Raw genomic sequence first — 20,128 nt, 5'->3', positions numbered from 1 at the left:
ATCAGACAGACCCACACGTTCTTCAACGTTGAGACAGTCAGAATATGATTCTAGCTGAGTAGATATAGATTGCCAGTCCTTTTGTTTTGATCACACCACCTTTTCAAAAATAAGTTTATGAAATATACTGTCATTTATGCCTGCATCGCTTTGAGCGAATCCTCATGGCACGATAACACAGTCCGTTGAGCCCGCGTGCGCTTTGTCACAGGCATGTTAAATTATAGTATATGTAACGACAAGCCAGGTAATCGAGGTCTCCCGTGCCAAAGCTCAGCAGATATATCCTCGTTTCAATCGCAGTACTTGCCGCCCTCATTCTTTTTACTGCCGCGGTACTGCCTATCATCGTAAAAAACAAGGCTATAGCGGCCATCGAGGATGCCACAGGGCGTACCACGCGCATCGGTTCGGTCAGCATCAATCCGCTCACCCTGCACGTCGCCGTCACCGACTTCGCAGTAGCCGAGAAGACGGGTCCGCCGCTTATCGCCTTCCGCACCCTAGAGGCGTCGGTCGCACCGGCATCCATCTTCAAGAGGGCGTTGATCCTCTCCGAGATCACCCTCGACACCCCGACGGTCAACCTGGTCCGGATGGCCCCCAACCGCTTCAACTTCAGCGACATCATCGAGCGGCAACCCAAAGGAAAGGAGAACGAGAAGAAGGCCCCGCTGCGTTTTTCCGTCAACAACATCCGCCTGAAGAACGGGTCCATCGATTTCGACGACCGCATCGTTGGCGGGGGCAGGAAACACAGCATCCGCAGCCTCGACATCGCGCTGCCGTTCATCAGCAACAGCCCCTACCTGGCGGATAACTACATCGACCCGCGTATCTCCGCCGTGGTCAACGGCGCCCCCTTCAGCTTCACAGGGAAGCTGAAGCCGCTTAGCAAGTCGCTGGAAACCTCTGTCCACATCGGACTGAAACAGTTGAGCCTGCCCCAATACGTCGCCTACTACCCGGTCAAGCCGCCCGCCGACCTTACCTCCGGAAAGCTGGACGTCGACCTCGACCTCGCCTATCGCATCTCTGCCGACAAAAAGCCGGAGTTGGCCCTGAAAGGATTGACCAGGCTCGATGCTGTCGCGGTGGATCTCCCCGGCGGCAAACCGCTGCTGCGCCTCCGGTCGCTGGAGGTGAAAGCGGCCCAACTGGAGGCGCTGGCCGGAGACTTCCAGTTCCACTCCATCACTGCCGACGGGCTGGAACTTTTCGTTGAGCGTAACCAGCGCGGGGAGTGGATGTACTCCCGACTGGTTGCCCCGCAAAAGAAACAGGAGGAGCCCAAGAAGTCAGCGGAGCCTGCCCCCAAGACCACCGTTGTACTCCCCTACTTCGCCTGCAAGGGGGGGACGGTGCATTTCCGGGACGACCAACCCAAGGGAGGCTTCCAGACCACCGTTGCCGACATAGAAGCGACGGTACGAAATTTCAGCACCGCACCGGGAACGACTGCGACCTACCAGCTCGCCTTCAAACCGGACCAGGGGGTGACGCTCAAAACGGAAGGGACATTCTCCGCAGCGCCGCTGACCGTCGCCTCCACCATCCAACTCGCAGGGCTGAATATCCAGCGCGCCTGGCCGTACCTGGCCCCGTACCTGACCGCGCCGGTGCAAGGCACCGTGGCGCTGGCCGGTGAGGTCGGTTACAGCGAGCCTGCCGGGGTGACGGTCCAGAAAGGGAACCTCTCCGTCACGGGCCTCGCCGCTCGCTACGGTCACAAGGAAGGCTTCGACCTCGCCTCGCTCCAGGTCAAGGACGCCGGCTTCCGCCAAAGCAACAACCACCTCGAAATCGGTGACGTCCGCCTGTCCCAAGGTTCCCTGTCCCTGTCAAAGGAAGCCGATGGCAAGTTGTCGCTGCTCTCCTTGTTCCCGGACCAATCGAGTACTCCGAGTTCCTCCACAGCTTCACCGCGCAGGGACGTGCATAGGGGGAGCCTGCCCCCCGAAGCAGACTCATCGCGCAGGGGGGTAGCATCTTCATCGCGAAAAGCAGCAGCTTCATCGCGAAGCGGGGACGTGTCCCCCGCAGCAGCTTCATCGCGTAGGGGGATGACCTATCACCTGAAGCAGCTTCAGCTGGAAAAGCTGAACTTCGCCTTCACCGACAAGACCTTCGAAGAACCGCCGCGGTTCACCCTGCGCAACACGAACCTGACCCTTACCAACTTGCAGGGCCCGAAGTTCGCCCCGGCGCCGCTGCGCTTCTCCGCCACCTATGGCAAAGGGGCAGCCCTGAAGCTAAACGGGACCATTACCCCGACCCCTTTCCGCTACCGGGGGAACGTCGCCATATCCCGGCTCCCCATCTCCGACTTCGAACCCTACTTCCCCGAAACCTTCAACTTCTCGGTGATCGGAGGCTCGCTCGACACGACCATGAACCTAGACCTCGCCCTGAAGGACGGCAAGGCCAAGGGAAGTTTTCATGGCAATGCCGGGGTGCGCGACTTCCACAGCATCGACGCCGTTGGCGACCAGGACCTCCTGAAATGGGAAAGCCTGCAGTTCGACGAGTTCCAGGGCAACTTCGACCCGTTCGCTCTGACTATCCGCGAGGTCGCGCTCAACGATGTCTACTCACGCATCATCATCAGGAAGGACGGCACACTCAACCTCCAGGACCTGGTGAAGAAGGAGCCTGCAACGGTCGAAGCCTCCTCGCCAGCAGGGGCGAAACCGGCGCCGGCATCCGCCACCACGGCTGCGGTTGCGACGGTTGCCACAGTTACCGCCGCCCCGTCACCCGCAGCACAGCGTCAGGTCTCGGTTGGCAGCGTCACCATCCAGAACGGGACCTTGGCCTTCACTGACAACCACCTGCCCCAGACCTTCAACAGCACCTTCTACAACCTCGGGGGACGGGTCAGCGGGCTGACCTCCGAGGAATCCAAGTTCGCAGACGTCGACCTGCGCGGCAACCTGGAGAACCACTCGCCGATGCAGATCACCGGCAAGCTCAACCCGCTGCGGGATGACCTCTTCGTCGATCTGAAGATCTCCTTCCGCGACATCGAGTTATCCCCGGTGACACCGTATTCCGGCACCTACCTCGGCTATGCCATCGACAAGGGGAAGCTATTCCTCGATCTCAAGTACCTCATCGAGAAGAAGCAGCTCACCTCCGAAAACAGGGTCTTCATCGACCAGTTCACCTTCGGCAAGAAAGTGGAGAGCAGCCAGGCGACCAGCCTCCCGGTCCGCCTTGCCGTCGCCCTGCTCAAGGACCGCAACGGGGAGATCCATCTCGACCTCCCGGTGACCGGCCGCACCGACGATCCGCAGTTCAGCATCTGGGGACTGATCGGACAGGTGCTGAAGAACCTGCTGGTGAAGGCGGCGACATCTCCCTTCGCCCTGCTCTCCTCGCTGGGCGGCAGCGGTCAGGATTTCAGCGTCATCAATTTCCAACCCGGTTCCAGCGAACTGCCGGCAGACGAGGAAAAGAAACTGACCCAACTGGCCAAGGTGATCGCCGATCGCCCGGGGCTTAAACTGGAGATCAAGGGATTCGTCGACAAGGGGAAAGATCCGGAGGGGTATCGGCAGGAACTTTTGCTGCGCAAGGTGAAGAACGAAAAGTTCCTCTACCTGGTCAAGGAGCAGCAGACGAAGGAAGGCGACAGCAGCGAGAACGTCCAGCTCTCGCCGGAGGAATATTCCAAATTCCTGAAGGCGGTCTACAAGAAGGAGAAGTTCCCCAAGCCGCGCAACGCCCTGGGGATGGTGAAGGACCTGCCTGACAACGAGATGAAGAAACTGATCGTCGCCAACACGGTGGTCGGGGAGAACGAATTGCAGTCGCTGGCGCGGGAGCGCAGCGCCACCGTGATCAAGTACCTGGTTGCCAAGGGTGGGCTGCCGCCGGAAAAGCTGTTCCAGGCCAGCGACAACATCTACAAGGCTCCCGAGAAAGACACCGCGAGCCGCAGCCGCGTCGAATTCAACGCCATCGCGAGATAAAGCACGGGCTGAAACAGCCCAAGCCGGCTACCGCTTCTTTTTCTTCTTCCGGCCAGCCCTCTTCCCTTGGTCGCCATGATCGTGCTGCGGTTCGACGGTCGGCTGCTGATCGCTTTTCATGAACATGAACGGAATGATGACGACGGCGAAAAACGCCAGGATCGCCGCCAGGGCAATTAACGGTGTCGACATAAAGTCCCTCCCTCACAACTAGATGATGATCCATCCGCCGGTGCCTGCTACCCGTTACACGGCGGGTGGACTCGCGTATTTTTGTTTTCTCCCCTTGCGCAAGTTGGCGCGCGCTTCCTCAGCCAGTTTCAGGTAGCTCTCCCTGATCGATTCGAGATCCTTCTCGTCCAGTTCTTCCATGTTGAGGAGTGCGTTGTTCGCCCCGTCGAGCGACCGGATGATCTCGTCCAACTTGAGCTGAATCGCCGCCGAGTCGCGATTCTGAGTGTTCTGGATCACGAAGACCATCAAGAAGGTGATGATGGTGGTGCCGGTATTGATCACCAACTGCCAGGTATCGCTGAACTTGAACAACGGCCCGGTGACAGCCCAGACCACGATGATCGCCAGGGCGAAGATGAAGGAGGACGGGTGTCCCGAAGTATGGGAGGCCCAGGTGGCGAAGCGGCTGAAACGGGACATATGCTGTTCCATGACTCCTCCTGTGCACTTGTCTACTGAGGCCCCAAAGAGCATCCCCTGGTTACTTGCCTTTTGTCTTACTGCCCGGCAGCGGCTTGACCGGGAGTGCGCCGGTCGACTGGCCGGCCTCGCCGCTCCGGAAATTACCGCTGGCCTCCTGGTCGCGGCGGACAATTGCCGCCACCTCTGCGTCACTCAGGTCAGGGTCCTTGCGGGCATCGACGACCACCCAGAGACCGTCGCGCTGCTCGCAGGTGATCAGAAAGGCCCAGTGCCGGGACTGGTCGTCCGAAAGGATGATGTGCTGGGCAGGGAGTCCGTCGCTGACGTTGGGGTCGAGGGAAAGATCCTTTTGGTGCACCCGGAAAAATTGGGAGGAGGCATCCCCCTTGCCGAACAACTGTTCCCGAAGTGCAACTGCCCGCTCCCTGGTGTAACGGATCCGGGTGGTGCGGTACAGGTCGGTCAAAGGGCCGCCGTTGGCGAGCGCCAGGATGTACTGGTTGGCGGCGCTCCCCGGCCCGTACGCGGAGCCGATCCGGCTTTCGGGGAGTTCGGAAACGAAGGAGATCCGGTAGGCGACCGGCGTGGTGCTCTCGGTGCTGATCCGGATCAGCCCGCGCTGCGCCTTGCGGATCCGGGCGAGGTCGGTTACCGAGATCATGGAGGTCTCGATGAGCGCGGCTCCACGCTGCGGCGCGACGCTCTTGCGCGACCAGGGGCCGAAAGCGGCCGGGACCTGGCCCGGGAGTTCGATGGCGTCTTCGATCAGCAGCGGACCGGTCGCCCCGATGCGGATGTAGCCGGGGCCGTCTTCGGCCGCTACAGCGTACCAGCTTTTCATGCCGGTCACGATGACGCCATCCACCGGCGTGCCCCCGACTGTCAAGGCCCGGGCGGTGCTGAGCGAGTTGTTGGCGCTGGTAACGGTGAGTCGCTGGCCGCTGGTGCGTGCAGGAGTAACCGCCTCGTCCGCCTCAACCAGTATCCCCGGCTCCATCCACCACGCTGTCACCGCACCCGCGGGTGGAGACAAGGTGAGCGAGAGCATGACCGCCATCATAACGTTGAGCATCCACCTTTTCATAATCCCCCCTGTTATCAAGCGCTTGTCAGACAACGGGCCGCCCTGCCCACGGCAGGCGCAGCATACCACGTGGCGTTAATTACTATCAATGTAAATGTGTGAATTTCCCCCTACTCGTAATCATCCCCTTGGCACTCCATCGGAATGCCGGGGACGTCACCGGGGGGAGTGAGTCCGTTGCTCACGAAGCGCTGCACGTGCACCAGAGTTCACTCTTTGCAAAGGTCCATCTGTAAATTTCAGGCAGCGTTGAATCCAGGCAGTTGTCTGTACACTTCGCTTGGAGTCCCCCCCCCTTTTATGAAGGGAGGACAGGGTAGATTTGAGCCGAGCCCCCTATCTCGTGGACATCCCCCCCGTGCCGGATATACTTGCCGCGTTCATCTGCTAGCAAATCGGAACTGCCGGGAGGTGCCTATGAGCTGCAACAGGAACTTGCTTCAATCCTCTGCCGCACTCTGTGCCATTGCCGTTTCCCTCAGCCTTGTTACCAGCGCCGGCAACGCCCATGCCGCTCCCCCCGCCGAAACCGGCTTCCCCACCAAGCTCACGCTGACGCCGGTAGTCAAGGGGCTCAAGCAGCCAACGTCGATCGTCAGTGCCAGAGACGGCAGCAAACGGCTTTTCGTGCTCGAGCAGATGGGGAAAGTCAGGATTATCCGCAACGGCGTGCTTGATCCAGTTCCCTTCCTCGACATAACCTCGCGGGTGAAGTCCGGTGGCGAACGGGGACTGCTCGGTCTCGCCTTCCCCCCGAACTTCGCCTCCAGCAAGACCTTCTTCATCGACTACACCAACAGGACCGGCATCGGCAACACGGTCATCGCCAGTTTCAAGGTCGGCGCCCACCCGGACCGTGCCGACCCGGCCAGCCGCAAACAACTGCTCACCATCGTCCAACCCTACGCCAACCACAATGGCGGCCAACTCGCCTTCGGCCCGGACGGATTGCTCTACATCGGCATGGGTGACGGCGGCAGCAGCGGCGACCCCCACGGCAACGGCCAGCGGCTCGACACGCTGCTCGGCAAGATCCTGCGCATCGATGTGACAACGGACCCATCTCGCTACCGGCTGCCGAAGAATCCGTTCGGTAACGAGATCTGGGCCTACGGTCTGCGCAACCCGTGGCGCTTTTCCTTCGACCGCGGCACCGGCGACCTCTACATTGCCGACGTCGGCCAGGACGAGGTGGAAGAGATCGACTTCCAGCCCGCGGGTGCCGGGAACGGTGCCAACTACGGCTGGAACATCATGGAAGGCGACCGCTGCTTCAAGAAGCCCGACTGCAAGAAGTCCGGCCTCACCCTCCCCGTTGCCGTCTACCGTCACGAACAGGGGAACTGTTCGGTCACCGGCGGTTACGTGTACCGCGGGAAGGCGGAGGCATTGCGCGGCACCTACCTGTACGGCGACTTCTGCAGCGGCCGCATCTGGGGACTACGCAGGGTCGGCGGCGAATGGCAGAGCAAACTGCTGGTCGATACGCCCTACGCCATCTCCACCTTCGGCGAGGACGACGACGGCGAACTCTACCTCGCCGACTACGGCAGCGGCACCATTTACCGGATTTCCTTACCGTGATCGTGCACGAATATATTGCATACAAACAATACACCATATAGAATGCGTATGAGTCCGTCCCTGGTCTACGCCAAGAAAGAGGTCTACGGTTCAGGTCTCATCGTGGAGGTGGTGATCTGGCAGCTTCCGCAACCGACGGCGGAGCGCCCTCGTGGCTTGAAGTACCGTCTATACTGCGGCCACAGTGGCAAATGCATCGTCCGTTACGACAACGAGACTGGCAAAGGCGACCATGTGCACTACGGGAAGCGTGAGAAGAATTACCGCTTCTCTTCGGTCCAGCAGCTCATTCGGGACTTCTACAACGATATCGAACAGCTGGCAGGAGATCTTCTATGACCAAGGCAATAATCGGCATAGCGAACTTTAAAGACACACAGAATGAACTGTTGGACATTGCAGCCCGCTTGGATAGTGGAGAACGCCTGCCCGACGCAGATTACCAACTTAATTTTGCGACGGCATCACAGCTATTCACTGAGATAACTCCAAAAAGACTTGAACTTCTGGACACGTTGAAACGGACTGGTCCGCAATCCGTCTACCGCCTTGCCAAGACATTGCGGAGGAACTACAGTAACGTGCACAGTTCCGTCGTTGGGCTACTCGGCCTTGGCTTGATCGCTAAAGACGCCAACGACAAGGTTTACGTTCCATGGGATGACGTTGAAATCCACGTCTCACTCTCAAGATCAATCGCGGCATAGCTCCGGAGTTCCTGATGTCCCTACGCAGTCTGCGCATCTTAACCGCCATAGCCAGCAAGGGAAGTTTCGCCGCTGCGGCGGAACAACTCTGCCTCACCCAATCCGCCATCAGCCTGCAGATGAAGAACCTGGAAGAAGAACTGGGCGTGCCGCTTTTCGAACGCACCGGCCGCGGCACCAAGCTGAACCTCAACGGCAAGCTGGTCGTGGAACGGGCTCGCGAAATCCTGGATCTCTACGACGGCATCAGGGCCGAGCTCTCCCCATCCGGCGTGATCCGCGGGGCACTGACCCTGGGCGCCGTCCCCACAGTGATCACCGGTGCACTCCCCCCCGTCTTGGGACGTCTGCGCAGGGACCACCAGGAGATGCAGGTGCGGCTGGTGTCCAGCCTGTCGGCAGAACTGGTGCGGCAAGTGGAGCAGGGTGACCTCGATGCAGCCCTGACCACCGAGCCCCCCTTCGCCGTCCCGGCGCAGTTCCAGTGGCAGGTCTATGACGAGGAGCCCTGCTTCGTGGTCGCCCGTAAGGGGTGCGCAGCCGCCACCGTCGCCGAACTTTTCACGGCCTATCCTTTCGTGCGTTTTGACAAGACGGCCTGGGCAGGGGCTCTGGTCGATGCACAGTTGCTGGCCCAGGGGATCCGCCCGCGCGAGGTGATGGAGGTCGATTCCCTGGAGGCGGCGATCACGCTGGTGCATGAGGGCCTGGGGATAGCGGTAGTGCCGCTGAACCGGCGTCGGCTCGAGGAGGCGCAAGCTGATTTCACGCTCACCCCGTTCGGGTCCCCCCAGTTGACGCGGCGGGTCGGCATGTACCAGAGGCGCCGTCACCCGCGTCTCGCGTTGACACAACTCGTGCTGGAAGAGCTCCGTTGCGAGTGCGGTTACTTAAAAAATACTTGAGTATCGCCTAAGTATTATGAACTTTTTACTCATGTAATGTCGTGCTACTCTCGTTCCACCAACAGGTAGAAGGAGAGTAGCTTGATCACCATCGTGAACGCCCTCACCCCCGTGCTGTCGCTGATCCTGGCCGGCTTCCTGATCAGACGCAGCGAGTTCCTGTCCCCTTCCTTCTGGCCCAGTGCCGAGCGGCTCACCTACTTCCTGCTCATGCCCGCCGCCCTCATCCACAGTCTCGCCGGCAAGAAGATCGGCTCGCTCCCCTGGTTCGGCATCCTCCTCACCGTCGAGGGGGTGGTCGTAGCCAGTGCGCTCCTGGTCCTGCTGTGGGGAGCGGCCAACCGGCGCATGGGGGGCGGCGTCTTCACCTCCCTGTTCCAAGGTGGCGTCCGTTTCAACACCTTCGTGGCGCTGGCTCTGGCCGAGAGCCTTTTCGGCAAGGACGGCCTTTTCCTCGCCGCCTTGGGGGCAGGCTTCATGATCGTGCTCATCAACGTACTCTGCGTGTCCGCCTTCTCCTTGGCGGTCGGCAGCGGCGGCGGGCTCGACCTCAGGCGCCTTTGCACCGACCTCGCCCGTAACCCGCTCATCATTGGTTGCCTGGTGGGAATAGGCATCAACGCGTCAGGGTGGCAGCTTCCCCTCGCCATCGACGGCACCCTGGCCCTGGCCGGTAAAGCGGCCTTCCCGGTGGGGCTCATGGCGGTGGGGGCGGCCTACCGGGCGGGCAACCTGGCCCTGCACTGGAGACCGACGGTGGTGAGCTGCGCCATACAGTTTCTCTGCAAACCTGTGCTAGCCTGGTCGCTGGCCGCGGCAACCGGCCTGACCGGCGCGGCGGCAGGGGTGGTACTGCTGCTGTTCAGCGTCCCCACTGCGCCGACCGCCTACATCCTCTCCCGGCAGATGGGGGGCGACCACGACAGCATGGCCTCCATCATCACCGCGCAGACCTGCCTCTCCTTCTTTACCCTCCCCGTCACGGTGTGGGTGCTGCTGTGACTGCCGCTTAAAACTCCCCTTCCATCAGACTCTTCTCCTCGTCGGACATGGCCAGCGCGGCGCGCTCCGCTCCGGCGTTAGTGCGCCATGCTTATTCAAGTGAAATGAAAATCGTCCGATACGATGCAGGAACGGGAAAACTTGCTTCATTATCCCGCGCACAACATCCTGACAGGTAGGGAGAGAAGATGTTCGAAGATGTTAAGGTGATCCTGGCAGACGACGATCCCCTCAACCTCGACATGCTCGAGAAGATGCTGCAGCAGTTCGAGTGCACCCTGATCAGGGCCGGCAACGGCCAGGAGGTGCTCGACGCCATCTCGGCCCACCCCCAGGTGGACCTGGTGGTCATGGACCTTAAAATGCCGGTACTGGACGGCTACGAGGTCTTGCGCCGGATCAAGCAGGACGTGCACTGGCACGACATACCGGTGGTCGTAGTGACCGCAGACGGCCAGGAGGTGGCCAGCGTGCTGGAACTGGGGGCGAACGACTTCCTCGGCAAGCCGTTCAACCTGTGTGAGTTACGCCACCGGGTCATGAACCAGATCCGCAACAAGAGGCTGGCGGACTTCGCCAAGGATACCAACGCCGTCCTCGAGGTCGAAGTCGCCAAAAGAACCGCGGCGCTGCAACAGGCGCTGGCCAAGGCCATGCAGACGGAGTACGAGATTTCGCTGCGGTTGGGGCGTGCGGCGGAGTTCCGGGACAAGGAGACGGGATCGCACCTGAAGTGCATCAGCCAGCTTTCCAAGCGGCTGGGGCAGCTGGCCGGCATCCCCGACGACCAGTGCGACATCCTCTACTTTGCGTCACTTTTGCACGACGTGGGCAAGATCGGCATCCCCGACTCGATACTGCTCAAGCCGGGCAAGCTCACGCCGGAGGAGTTCGCCACCATGAAGGGGCATACCGTGATCGGCGGGAAGATCATGTCCGGGTCCAGGGACTATCCGGTAATCGAGGCGGGAAGGGTCATCGCGCTGCAGCACCACGAAAAGTGGGACGGCACCGGCTACCCGTACGGACTAAAGGATGACGAGATACACATTTTCGCACGCGTGGTTTCCATCGTCGACGTCTTCGATGCCTTGCTGACCGAGCGGGTCTACAAGAGGGCGTTCACTATCGAGGAGAGCGTGGCGATCATGGTCGACGAAGCCGGCAAAGCCTTCGACCCGCAGCTCCTCGAACTGTTCTTCCAGCATATCGACGAGTTCCACTCGCTTCAGCAGAGCATCCACGCGGACACCCTCCCCATCACCAGCATCACCGAAATGATCCGTTAGCCCCGTCGCGCCCGCCCCCCTGGCGGGGGTGAGCGGTGCCCTCCCCCGCGCTGGCGGACCGCCGCTTACTGCCGCCGCCGGTTCGTTTGGGCGCGCTGCAGCTTCTGCCCCAGGTCCGCGAGACGGTAGGGCTTCTGTATGAACCCCGCCAGCCCCCTGCCGGTGAACCTCTCGGTGATCTCCTGCTCACTGTAGCCGCTGGAGAGGATCACCTGCACCTCCGGATCCATCGACCGCAGCAGCTGCAGGGCCTGCTCGCCGTCCATGTGCGGCATGGTCAGGTCCAGGATCACGCAGTCCACCTCGTCCCTGCGCTGTGCGTACATTTCCACGGCGGCCGAACCGTCAACGGCGGTCAACACGCTGTAGCCGAGGCTCTCCAGCATCTCCCGCCCGAGACTACGGATCGCCTCCTCATCGTCAACCAGCAGCACCGTGCCGGAACCGCACGCCGCGACGGCGCTCTGCTCCTGTCGCGCGGGCTGCCGAAACTCAGACTGGTAGGCGGGGAGGTACACCCGGAACAAGGAGCCCTGCCCCGGCTCGCTGTGCACCTCAATGGTCCCGCGGTGTCCGCGGACGATCCCCAACACCGCGGCCATGCCCAGTCCGCGCCCGGTGAACTTGGTGGTGAAGAAGGGATCGAAGATCTTGCCCAGGGTATCCTGGTCCATACCGCAGCCGTCGTCGACCACCTCGAAGTAAACGTAGAGCCCCTCCTGGAGCCGGTCGGTGAGCCACAGCCGCGACAGCGCCGCCCCGTCCAGATCCCTGGTCCCAGTACGGATCTGGATGACGCCGTTGCGGTCGCCGATCGCCTCCGAGGCGTTGATGACCAGGTTCATGATCACCTGCCGGATCTGCGTCGCGTCCACCTCGAGCGGGCGAAGATCGCCGCCGAGCTCCAGGCGCATCTCAACCTTCTTGGAAATGGAAACCGCCAGCATGTGGCTCATCTCCCTGATGATGGCATTGACGTCCACCACCTCGATGACGAAACTCCCCTTGCCGGAATAGGCGAGCATCTGCTGGGCCAGGTCCGCCGCACGCTGCGAGGACTTCTCTATGTTCTGCAGGTTCGTCCGGACCGGCGATTCCTGCGGCAGCCTGAGCAGTGCCAGCTCGGCGTTGCCCATGATGGCCATCAGGATGTTGTTGAAGTCGTGGGCGATGCCCCCCGCCAGTACGCCCAGGCTCTCCAGCTTCTGGACGTGCAAGATCTGGGCTTCCATCTCCGTCTTCTCCTGCGCCAGGCGCCGTTCATCGGTGACGTCGCGTCCCACCACCAAGAGGTGCTTCTTGTCCTTCATCAACAGCCGGGACAGGCTGTAGGACATGGCGACCTCTTTGCCGAAGCTGGTATGCAGGTCAACGTCGCGCACCCGGGCCACGCCGTCGTCCAGCACCTGTTCGGCAACCTCCAGCAGTCCGCTTTCCTGCCACGAGCTCAGGGTACGGAAATTCTGTTGCTGCATCGCCTCCACCTGCCCCCCGGCGATCTCGGCCGTCGCCTGGTTCAGCAGGATGCATTGCCCCGACTCACCGTCGAAGATGCGGATCCCCATGGGGGAGTAGCGCATCAACGATTCGAACAGCAGCAGGTTCTCGCGCCGCTCCTCCTCGCTCTTTCTGTGCTCGGTGATGTCCCTGGTGATCCCCAAAAGGGAAACGATTTCGCCTTGATCGTTGCGGAACGGAACGGCATGGGTGTCCAGCCATACCCGCCTCCCCTTGAGCCCGGTCGTCTCGAAGACGAGGTTGCCGGGAATGCCGCGGAACACGTTCTCAGTCAGCTTGACGAAGGCATCCCGGTATTCCGGAGTGACCAGCGAATAGACACACGCTCCCTGCACCTGGGCCAACGAATCCGCCTCGATCATGGCAAGGCCGGCACTGTTCATCATTTGCAGGCGCCCCTCGCGGTCGAGCAGTTTCACGCATTCGGGTTCGGTCTGGATGATGGTGTTCAAAAACGCTTCGCTGCGCGCCAGCGCGTCTTCCCGGGCACGCAACTGCTCCGCCATGGAGTCGAAAGTCCGCGCCAGGCTCCCCAGTTCCCCCCCTACCACCAGTGCAGATACCTTCACGTCGGCATCCCCGCCGGCCAGTTTTTCCGAGGCGCCCTCGAGCATCCTGATGCGATCTCCGATACAGCGCTTCCCGATCAGGATGGCGCAGCCGCAGGCAACGAACAGCACCGAGGAGAGCAGCAAAATGCTCAACACCATCGCCCGGCTGGCTTCTCTGGTGGCGACCTCTATCGGGATGCCGGCGGTGACGTACATGTAGGGGATGGCCTCCCCCGGCAACCGCAGCTTACGGTAGGAGATGATCCTGCTGTCCCCTTGGAGTCCCTCGCGAGTCTCGGTACCGGTTTCCGGTCCCTGTTGCATTTGGCGAAACGCCGCTTCCGGGTAGGGCTTGCCGACGTAGCGCGCGTGGTCGATGCCCCGAGCCAGGATGACCCCCTTGTAGTCCAGGATCACGAAGCTGGCGCCTGGGGGGAGGTTCATCTGCTGCAGCAGTTGCTGGTAGTTGCCGATGTTGATGCTGACCCCGATCACCCCGACGCACCGCCCATCCTGGTCCTTCAGCGGGTAGCCGAGGTTGAAGATGGGCTTGGTGATGATCCGGCTCACGATGTACTCACCCGAGGAGAGTTTGCCGCTGGTCACCGCGCTCTTGAAGAAGCGCCTGGTGCTGATATCGAGGGGCTGATTCATCGGGATGGCGCTCGCCCACATCATCCCCCGGCGGTCCGCGATGGTGATATTGCCGTACATCGGGTTCAGCTTGAGCAGCTCCCTCAGGATCGGTTCCACCTTGGCCTTGTCCCGCGCCCTCACCTCGGGAAGCTGTGCCAGGGAGGTCATCAACTGCTCGGCTGCCACCACAAGGTTGCGCTGCTCGGTCGCGATCCTCTCGCTGAGCTGCAGGGTCTGATGCCGCGCCTCGTCGAGCATGGCGTTACGAAACTGGATGCCGGAATAGAGGATGACCCCGGCGGCCGGCAGGGCGACCACGAAGACGATGAGCAGCAGCAAAAAGCGGATCGACAGCGAGGACGGGCGGAACATCAGACCTCTCTTGGTTAATGTGCGGACGGCATTGACAAAATGCGGGCAAAGGTTTTATGTATCCTAGCAGAAATTAATCCCACGCTAAATGTGACATTGCGAAAACAAGGGTGCCAGATGTCATTACTGCTCCGCGCTGATACAGTCCACGCTGTCGCTTTGCCGTCAACGCCGACATGCTGCACCATGCCTCACCAGGCGAGGTAGCGTCATGAACCTCTACCACGAGCTATGCCTGCCTCATCTAACCAACTGCGTCTGCGGACTGAAGGCGCTGGCGCGGCAACGGGCGCTGGTCGTGCCGCTGGCGCGAGGACGGGTGCTGGAGGTAGGTATGGGGACTGCCCTGAACCTCCCCTTTTACGACCGGAACAAGGTGAGTTGCATCTGGGGTCTGGAACCGTCACCGGGGATGCGCAAGGCGGCGCAGAAAAACGTGCAGGAGAGCGGGCTGCCGGTGCGCTGGCTCGACCTGCCGGCCGCGACCATCCCCCTTGAGGACCAAAGCGTCGACACGGTGCTGTTGACCTTCACCTTGTGCAGCATAACCGACTGGAGGATAGCACTGGCGGAGATGCGGCGCGTGCTCGCGCCGGGAGGGAGGCTGCTTTTCTGCGAGCACGGGGCCGCACCCGACCAGGGCGTGCTGAGATGGCAAGAGCGCATCACGCCGTGGTGGAAACACATGGCCGGGGGGTGCCACCTCGACCGTCCCATCCCGCAGCTGATCGCTGGGGCAGGTTTCCGGGTGGTCGCGCTCGACGCGCAGTACGTGGAGGGAGTGCCAAAACTGGCCGGGTACACCTATCGCGGCTGGGCGGAAAAGGGGTGAGTCACTGCCGCGCCTCGTTCCACATGGCGCGCAGCCGGTCGGCACTGTACTTCAAAAAGGCGGCGTCGGGCGTGAACACCTCAAGGGTGATGGTGCCGTCGTAACCTGCGCGCTGCAAGGTGGTGAGATGTCTGGCGACGTCGATAGTCCCCGCGCCGAGGGGGAGGTGGAGGTCAGCGTCCCCCCCCTTGTTGTCGTGCAGGTGGACGTGCAGCAGACGCGAGCCGAAGCGCTCGATGATCTCGTCGGCGCTGCTTGTTTTCAGCATGAGTTCGGTGTGACCGATGTCCAGGTGCAGCCCCAGTTCCGGCAGGGGATCGAGCAGCTCCGCCAGTTGGGCCGCCGTATTGAAGTTGCGCGGCAGGTTCTCGACCATGATCCGCACGCCGCTCCCTTGGGCAGCCGCCATCACCTCCGCCAGGCTCTTCAGGTTCTGGCCTATCACGAAGTCCCGGTCGTGCATCGGCGCATGGGCGTCCGGGTGTATGTTCATGACCCGCGCCCCGAGCTTGGCGAAGACGCGGGCTGAATGCGTCAGCGCCTCCACCGCCGCACGCCGCACCTCCTCGAAGGGATGGGCGATGGGAAGGTAATAGGCGGTATGCCCGACGATTCCCATCCCGGCATCGGTCAGCGCCCTGGCCACCTCCTCGACGTCGCACTGCCACCACCCCGCGGCCGGCGGCTCCAACGTCAGGTCGATGAAATCGAGTCCCATCTCCGCAAAGCGTCGGATCTCCTGGGCGGGATCCTGACGCGGGTGGTTCATCGCTCCGATTTTCATGGCAGTCCTCCCGGAAAAAGGTGTTCCCCATTGATGAGGGCTACCCGGTCCCGATCAATGCCGGGCGTGTCGAACGAAGGGGGCAGCAACCCCAAGGGTGCCCAGATGCTATCGGGGAAGGTGCTGACGTGACCGGGGCAGAGCCAGCGTAGCAGGCTGACCACGCCCCCCAACAGCAGCCGGTCCTCCCCGAGGTTCGCGAGCAGCCGCGGCCAGTTAAGCTCGGCACCGCGGGCGTAGAGCAGGCTGATAATGTCGGGCCAGTCGGTACGGTCGTTTCTCATGATGTACAGCTTCGACCAGACCAGTTCTTCCACGGGGAGGAGCCTGAAGGCGGTGCCCCTGACCTTGAGCTCCCACCCCTTGGTCACCCAGTTCTCGTCAACCCAGGCCCTTCCGTTCAGCATCTTCCACAAGAAATCAAGGATGTAGCCGTCGCGGCAACTGCGGTAGCTCCAGGTGGGATCATAGGGGACGGTAGTGTACTCGGTGAAGCGAAGCTCCCGGGAGATCTCCATCACTATCCGGCTGTCCTTCTCCATGATGTAGATGTCCATGTCCTTGGTGTTGCGAACACAGTCTGAATAGGCCGACACCGCCAGCCCGCCCCCCACGGCAAAGGGTATGCCGCGCCTGGAGGCCTCGGCAATGAACTCGGCGTAGACGGCCCACTGTGCCGGCGGCACCAGTGCCGTCATGATTTCTGAAGCCTTTTCCGGACCCGCTGGCGCTCGCACCTTCCCCTCCCGACAGACATTGGCATTTTCCAATCTAGCCAAGAATATATACCATCCTTCGTGCCTTATTGCATCCCTTCCTGCTCAGCGCGATCCGGCCGCAGCTTCAGGTACTCTTTCCTGGCGTCCTTGGCCTGCCTCATCACGCCCCCCGAGCGCAGGGTGAAGACGGTGTCCATGGGCACGCCGCCGCTTGCCAGCACCTTGGCCGTCCAGGTATTGCAGGTATGGGTGATGAGATAGTACCCTTGCGCCGTGAAGAACCGATATTCGCCGTGCGCTCCCCCTTTCAGGGGATGGGGGCGATGAGCCGCATCGAGCTTGAAGCTGGTGCGCAAGCTATCCTTCAGGTGCTTCACCCCGGTTGCCGACAACTTGAGCTCGACCATGTCAGCACCCGGAAACTGCTGAGCCGGTTCGGCCGGCATGGAGAAGACATGCATCACGCTCGGATTTTTCCAGAACACGGCCTTTAGGAAGATGGCGGGGGTGATCTTGTCCGCCTGGTAGAACTCCGCCTCGCCCCAGCCGAACTCGTAGTAGCGCCCCGGGCGCAGGTACTCCCTGACGAAGCCCAACTCGTCGCCCAGTTCTTCGGCCGGCAAAGCGATTCCTGCATGCCAGCCGTGGGCGATGACGTAGATGGAGCGTTCCTCCCCCCTCGTCGCCGGCAGGTACTGCCATTTCTTCTCCGCAGCGCAACCGGTGAGCGCAAGTGCCAGGGTGACAAGCAGCAGGACCAACGATCCCAGTGGTAGCCATTGCGGTGTAAAAACCGACGGTATGGTGCGTGGCTTTTCCATGTGAACCTCCACGCAGCAAAGCATGCCAGAATTTTTTTATTTTTATACGCCGGAAGCGGAGCATGCCTTTGCCTTGCCGGTAACCGCGGGTACGTGACCCACTCGACGGGTTGGATGACTCGCTCATCGGGTTCGATGACTCGTCCAACACGTTCGGTGACTCGCACAACGCGGTAGGTGACTCGTGCAACCCATTCGGTGACTCGTGCAACGCGTTCGGTGACTCGTACAACACGTTCGGTGACTCGTGCAACGCGTTCGGTGACTCGCACAACGCGTTCGGTGACTCGTGCAACGCGTTCGACGACTCGTGCAACCCGTTCGGTGACTCGTGCAACCCGTTCGGTGACTCGTGCAATGCGTTCGGTGACTCGTGCAACGCGTTCGGTGACTCGTGCAACGCGTTCGGTGACTCGTGCAACGCGTTCGTTGACTCGTGCAACGCGTTCGGCGACTCGTGCAACGCGTTCGGCGACTCGTGCAACGCGTTCGGCGACTCGTACAACGCGTTCGGTGACTCGTGCAACGCGTTCGGCGACTCGTGCAACGCGTTCGGTGACTGGCTCGTCGCGTTAGGCGACGGTCGATTTACCCTTAGCTTGCGGCTAACAGTATTCACGTGAGGGGGAGACTTGAGGGGAGACCACCACCCGGTTGGGGAATCCGACCAGGCGGTGGTGATGTGGACATGATGTGGTGTGGTGATCAGATGGAAAGGAGCCGGTTGAAGAAGGAACGGTAACGACGTAGCGCTAAACGCAAATCTTCGGTGGAGACGTCACCGCCGCGGTCCCACTGGGCCTCCAGCTTCGCCCGCTCATCGGCGAAGGTCTCGGCCAGACGCTTCATCGCCTCCGCTACCAGGTTGTCCGCCTGCTCCACGGACCGCCGTGGCTCATCCACAAATCCAGCCTGGATACCGTCCCAGCGACTGCGGAGGTCGTTGGCTTCATTGGTGGACAATAGCGGCGCCTGGTCTTCCGCTGGTGCGGCTGCTCTCCCGGCGAGAGCAGTGTTCACTGGGCCGCCCGCGTCCGTGCGCCCGGCGAGGTCGGCAGTGGTAAGTCCTGCTTTTGCCCTTTCATCCTTCACGATAGGTTTGTCGTCCATTTTTAGCCTCCGTTGTCTATACGTCTTTGCGCAACACCACGCTCGGTGTCTCTTGTTCGCCGACCAGATCGGTGAACAGGGTGCGGTAATGAATCATCGCCTGCCGCAAGTCTTCTGTCGTGGCCTGTCCCTTTGCGTGCCGCAGGGCGATCTCGTGACCGGCACGGTAATGCTCGACCACCCGCGGATGCTCAACAGAAATATCCGCCGCGCGCTGTTCGAAATCGCCGACGGGATAGCCGCGCTTCACCATCACATCCCCCAGCAGTTGATCCGCCTCGGTAACAGCCCCTTTGGGGTCGTCGACGAACCTGGTCTGGACCCTGGCCCAAGCGTCCTTGAAGCGCGCGGCATCCTCCGAGTTGAGCTGCCGGATGTTCAGCCGCTCCACGCGCTTTTCGCGCTGTTTCAGATCAGCCTCTGCGCGAGCCCGACTGCCGGTTTCCCTGACGGTACGGTCGTACTCCGAGCCAAACCGACCGCGCAGGCCTGCAGTCTGCCGCTTTTGAAACAGCGCGAACACTGCGATTGCCAGGACTATTACGATTACGCCCAATCCGATAATGATGAGTGTGTTACCTTCCATACTAACCTCCAGAACATTGGGTTATTTTAATCAATCTCGGATTTATACCACCCTTTAACCGTTGTTCAATGGGTAAAACCCATAAGTCGATCCCTAAGCGGATAAAGAGATTCGAGGACTTAGCTGATCACCGCTAAATGACTTTAGGGCATAGAGGAGGCAAAAATATCGGTTTGTGGTACAAGAGGAGCCAATTTTTTGGAAGGTAGACGATGACAGGTTGGGGGAGCAGATTCGCCTAGGCACCATCATAATAATGAAAGGAGTTTTGAAAGGTGTTGTGAGCTAATGAAAGGGCACAACCCGGCAGCTGTTCAGCAGGTTGTGCCCCTTATCAGGTGGACGTCATTGTCAGCAAGGCTAAGATCTTCCATCCGGACGGTATATTTTGTTGCTGACCTGTTCCTCAGCCTCGCCGGGGAGCCTTACGACAACGATATGTATAACGGTGTCCCACGCGTTGTGGATGCCGATCAGCAGAAGGGCGAGGGCACCGGTTGCGGTGGCGAAGAGCGCGGGACAGGGGTAGGACCACAAAGACATGGCGGCGATGGCTATGGTCACATACGCAATACCTGGAAGCAGCGCATACCATATCCAATCAGCCCTCTCCGGCTGGTAGTAAGTTTGGCGGCGCGCGCGATAGATGACCGTGGCCTTGTAAACGAGCCCGCCCAGACCGAACAGGGCAAGCGCGATCGCCACCGAGCATAGAGACGGCCATGGAGCGCTCATTATCGCTGAGAGCAGCAGGGCGCTCCCCAGCTGGACCACCGTCGGCGTAGCGAAGGCGCTGAGGGCTTCGGCGGGGACGGAGCGGCGCAGGTTGGCAATCAGGGTGATCACCACGAACTGAATAGCGATGACTGCTGCTGCAGCAGAACCGACCATGACGTAGAAGCTCTGCCACGCCGGCAGTAACTGAGTACACGTTTGAGTCGTCAAGCTGGCTCCTTTTGGGCTATTTGCGTCGTGCAACCTGCACGGCTTTCTATTT

General features: G+C 61.1%; 18 protein-coding genes. 8 read left to right on the top strand and 10 right to left on the bottom strand.

Annotated elements, in window-relative coordinates:
• The first annotated feature begins 263 nt into the window (after nucleotides 1-263).
• A complete protein-coding gene (locus K7R21_RS17705) occupies nucleotides 264-3,974 on the top strand; it encodes a DUF748 domain-containing protein (RefSeq protein ID WP_224984602.1) in 3,711 nt (1,236 codons plus the stop codon).
• A 27-nt stretch (nucleotides 3,975-4,001) separates the two neighbouring features.
• Here K7R21_RS17705 and K7R21_RS17700 read toward each other — a convergent pair whose 3' ends face one another.
• The 3 genes from K7R21_RS17700 to K7R21_RS17690 are packed head-to-tail and all read right to left on the bottom strand — an operon-like array spanning nucleotide 4,002 to nucleotide 5,715.
• Entirely contained in the window at nucleotides 4,002-4,166 is a 165-nt protein-coding gene (locus tag K7R21_RS17700; RefSeq protein ID WP_224984601.1) for a hypothetical protein, read from the bottom strand.
• A gap of 54 nt (nucleotides 4,167-4,220) precedes the next feature.
• Nucleotides 4,221-4,640 (bottom strand): low affinity iron permease family protein, encoded by a 420-nt coding sequence (locus K7R21_RS17695; protein WP_224984600.1) that lies wholly within the window; start codon nucleotides 4,638-4,640, stop codon nucleotides 4,221-4,223.
• Nucleotides 4,641-4,689: 49 nt separating this feature from the next.
• Nucleotides 4,690-5,715: a hypothetical protein gene (locus K7R21_RS17690; RefSeq protein WP_224984599.1), complete on the bottom strand. Its 1,026-nt coding sequence runs from the start codon at nucleotides 5,713-5,715 to the stop codon at nucleotides 4,690-4,692.
• A gap of 417 nt (nucleotides 5,716-6,132) precedes the next feature.
• Between K7R21_RS17690 and K7R21_RS17685 the strand changes: the two genes are divergently transcribed.
• The 6 genes from K7R21_RS17685 (at nucleotide 6,133) to K7R21_RS17660 (ending at nucleotide 11,202) form a co-directional block, all read left to right on the top strand.
• Nucleotides 6,133-7,299, top strand: a complete 1,167-nt coding sequence (locus K7R21_RS17685) for a PQQ-dependent sugar dehydrogenase (RefSeq protein WP_224984598.1) — start codon at nucleotides 6,133-6,135, stop codon at nucleotides 7,297-7,299.
• 48 nt (nucleotides 7,300-7,347) lie between these two features.
• Nucleotides 7,348-7,638 (top strand): toxin-antitoxin system TumE family protein, encoded by a 291-nt coding sequence (locus K7R21_RS17680; RefSeq protein WP_224984596.1) that lies wholly within the window; start codon nucleotides 7,348-7,350, stop codon nucleotides 7,636-7,638.
• Nucleotides 7,635-8,006, top strand: a complete 372-nt coding sequence (locus K7R21_RS17675; protein WP_224984594.1) for an HVO_A0114 family putative DNA-binding protein — start codon at nucleotides 7,635-7,637, stop codon at nucleotides 8,004-8,006. Before K7R21_RS17680 ends, K7R21_RS17675 begins: the two co-directional genes overlap by 4 nt.
• Nucleotides 8,007-8,020: 14 nt before the next feature.
• Complete coding sequence (locus K7R21_RS17670) at nucleotides 8,021-8,911, top strand: LysR family transcriptional regulator (protein ID WP_224984592.1); 891 nt, start codon at nucleotides 8,021-8,023, stop codon at nucleotides 8,909-8,911.
• 81 nt (nucleotides 8,912-8,992) lie between these two features.
• The gene (locus K7R21_RS17665) at nucleotides 8,993-9,913 is read left to right on the top strand and encodes an AEC family transporter (protein ID WP_224984591.1); all 921 of its coding nucleotides are present in this window, start codon (nucleotides 8,993-8,995) and stop codon (nucleotides 9,911-9,913) included.
• A gap of 188 nt (nucleotides 9,914-10,101) precedes the next feature.
• The gene (locus tag K7R21_RS17660; protein ID WP_224984590.1) at nucleotides 10,102-11,202 is read left to right on the top strand and encodes an HD domain-containing phosphohydrolase; all 1,101 of its coding nucleotides are present in this window, start codon (nucleotides 10,102-10,104) and stop codon (nucleotides 11,200-11,202) included.
• A 65-nt stretch (nucleotides 11,203-11,267) separates the two neighbouring features.
• Here the strand turns inward: K7R21_RS17660 and K7R21_RS17655 are convergent, their stop codons facing one another.
• On the bottom strand, nucleotides 11,268-14,279 hold the full coding sequence (locus tag K7R21_RS17655) for a response regulator (protein ID WP_224984589.1): 3,012 nt from the start codon (nucleotides 14,277-14,279) through the stop codon (nucleotides 11,268-11,270).
• A gap of 211 nt (nucleotides 14,280-14,490) precedes the next feature.
• On the opposite strand from K7R21_RS17655, the gene K7R21_RS17650 reads away from it, so the two are divergent.
• On the top strand, nucleotides 14,491-15,111 hold the full coding sequence (locus tag K7R21_RS17650; protein WP_224984588.1) for a class I SAM-dependent methyltransferase: 621 nt from the start codon (nucleotides 14,491-14,493) through the stop codon (nucleotides 15,109-15,111).
• A gap of 1 nt (nucleotide 15,112) precedes the next feature.
• Here K7R21_RS17650 and K7R21_RS17645 read toward each other — a convergent pair whose 3' ends face one another.
• The 6 genes from K7R21_RS17645 to K7R21_RS17620 form a co-directional block, all read right to left on the bottom strand.
• The gene (locus tag K7R21_RS17645; RefSeq protein WP_224984587.1) at nucleotides 15,113-15,895 is read right to left on the bottom strand and encodes a sugar phosphate isomerase/epimerase family protein; all 783 of its coding nucleotides are present in this window, start codon (nucleotides 15,893-15,895) and stop codon (nucleotides 15,113-15,115) included.
• A complete protein-coding gene (locus tag K7R21_RS17640) occupies nucleotides 15,892-16,632 on the bottom strand; it encodes a nucleotidyltransferase (protein WP_224984585.1) in 741 nt (246 codons plus the stop codon). Before K7R21_RS17640 ends, K7R21_RS17645 begins: the two co-directional genes overlap by 4 nt.
• Before the next feature lie 65 nt (nucleotides 16,633-16,697).
• Nucleotides 16,698-17,435, bottom strand: a complete 738-nt coding sequence (locus tag K7R21_RS17635; protein ID WP_224984584.1) for a DUF2459 domain-containing protein — start codon at nucleotides 17,433-17,435, stop codon at nucleotides 16,698-16,700.
• A 705-nt stretch (nucleotides 17,436-18,140) separates the two neighbouring features.
• Nucleotides 18,141-18,398 (bottom strand): hypothetical protein, encoded by a 258-nt coding sequence (locus K7R21_RS17630; RefSeq protein WP_224984583.1) that lies wholly within the window; start codon nucleotides 18,396-18,398, stop codon nucleotides 18,141-18,143.
• A gap of 163 nt (nucleotides 18,399-18,561) precedes the next feature.
• Nucleotides 18,562-19,131 carry a hypothetical protein gene (locus tag K7R21_RS17625; RefSeq protein WP_224984582.1) on the bottom strand — a complete coding sequence of 190 codons (570 nt, stop codon included), beginning with the start codon at nucleotides 19,129-19,131 and terminating at the stop codon, nucleotides 18,562-18,564.
• A gap of 360 nt (nucleotides 19,132-19,491) precedes the next feature.
• The gene (locus K7R21_RS17620; protein ID WP_224984581.1) at nucleotides 19,492-20,076 is read right to left on the bottom strand and encodes a hypothetical protein; all 585 of its coding nucleotides are present in this window, start codon (nucleotides 20,074-20,076) and stop codon (nucleotides 19,492-19,494) included.
• Between the last annotated feature and the right edge of the window lie 52 nt (nucleotides 20,077-20,128).

The organism is Geomonas agri (assembly GCF_020179605.1).
Taxonomy (GTDB): Bacteria; Desulfobacterota; Desulfuromonadia; order Geobacterales; family Geobacteraceae; genus Geomonas; species Geomonas agri.
The sequence above is the reverse complement of the archived record's forward strand: the minus strand, read 5'-3'. Positions and strand labels throughout refer to the sequence as shown.

Coding starts and splice junctions, on each gene's coding strand:
- K7R21_RS17670 (WP_224984592.1), top strand. CDS start 8,021: ATGTCCCTACGCAGTCTGCGCATCTTAACCGCCATAGCCAGCAAGGGA.
- K7R21_RS17690 (WP_224984599.1), bottom strand. CDS start 5,715: ATGAAAAGGTGGATGCTCAACGTTATGATGGCGGTCATGCTCTCGCTC.
- K7R21_RS17660 (WP_224984590.1), top strand. CDS start 10,102: ATGTTCGAAGATGTTAAGGTGATCCTGGCAGACGACGATCCCCTCAAC.
- K7R21_RS17635 (WP_224984584.1), bottom strand. CDS start 17,435: ATGGAAAAGCCACGCACCATACCGTCGGTTTTTACACCGCAATGGCTA.
- K7R21_RS17675 (WP_224984594.1), top strand. CDS start 7,635: ATGACCAAGGCAATAATCGGCATAGCGAACTTTAAAGACACACAGAAT.
- K7R21_RS17650 (WP_224984588.1), top strand. CDS start 14,491: ATGAACCTCTACCACGAGCTATGCCTGCCTCATCTAACCAACTGCGTC.
- K7R21_RS17700 (WP_224984601.1), bottom strand. CDS start 4,166: ATGTCGACACCGTTAATTGCCCTGGCGGCGATCCTGGCGTTTTTCGCC.
- K7R21_RS17695 (WP_224984600.1), bottom strand. CDS start 4,640: ATGGAACAGCATATGTCCCGTTTCAGCCGCTTCGCCACCTGGGCCTCC.
- K7R21_RS17655 (WP_224984589.1), bottom strand. CDS start 14,279: ATGTTCCGCCCGTCCTCGCTGTCGATCCGCTTTTTGCTGCTGCTCATC.
- K7R21_RS17685 (WP_224984598.1), top strand. CDS start 6,133: ATGAGCTGCAACAGGAACTTGCTTCAATCCTCTGCCGCACTCTGTGCC.
- K7R21_RS17680 (WP_224984596.1), top strand. CDS start 7,348: ATGAGTCCGTCCCTGGTCTACGCCAAGAAAGAGGTCTACGGTTCAGGT.
- K7R21_RS17625 (WP_224984582.1), bottom strand. CDS start 19,131: ATGGAAGGTAACACACTCATCATTATCGGATTGGGCGTAATCGTAATA.
- K7R21_RS17645 (WP_224984587.1), bottom strand. CDS start 15,895: ATGAAAATCGGAGCGATGAACCACCCGCGTCAGGATCCCGCCCAGGAG.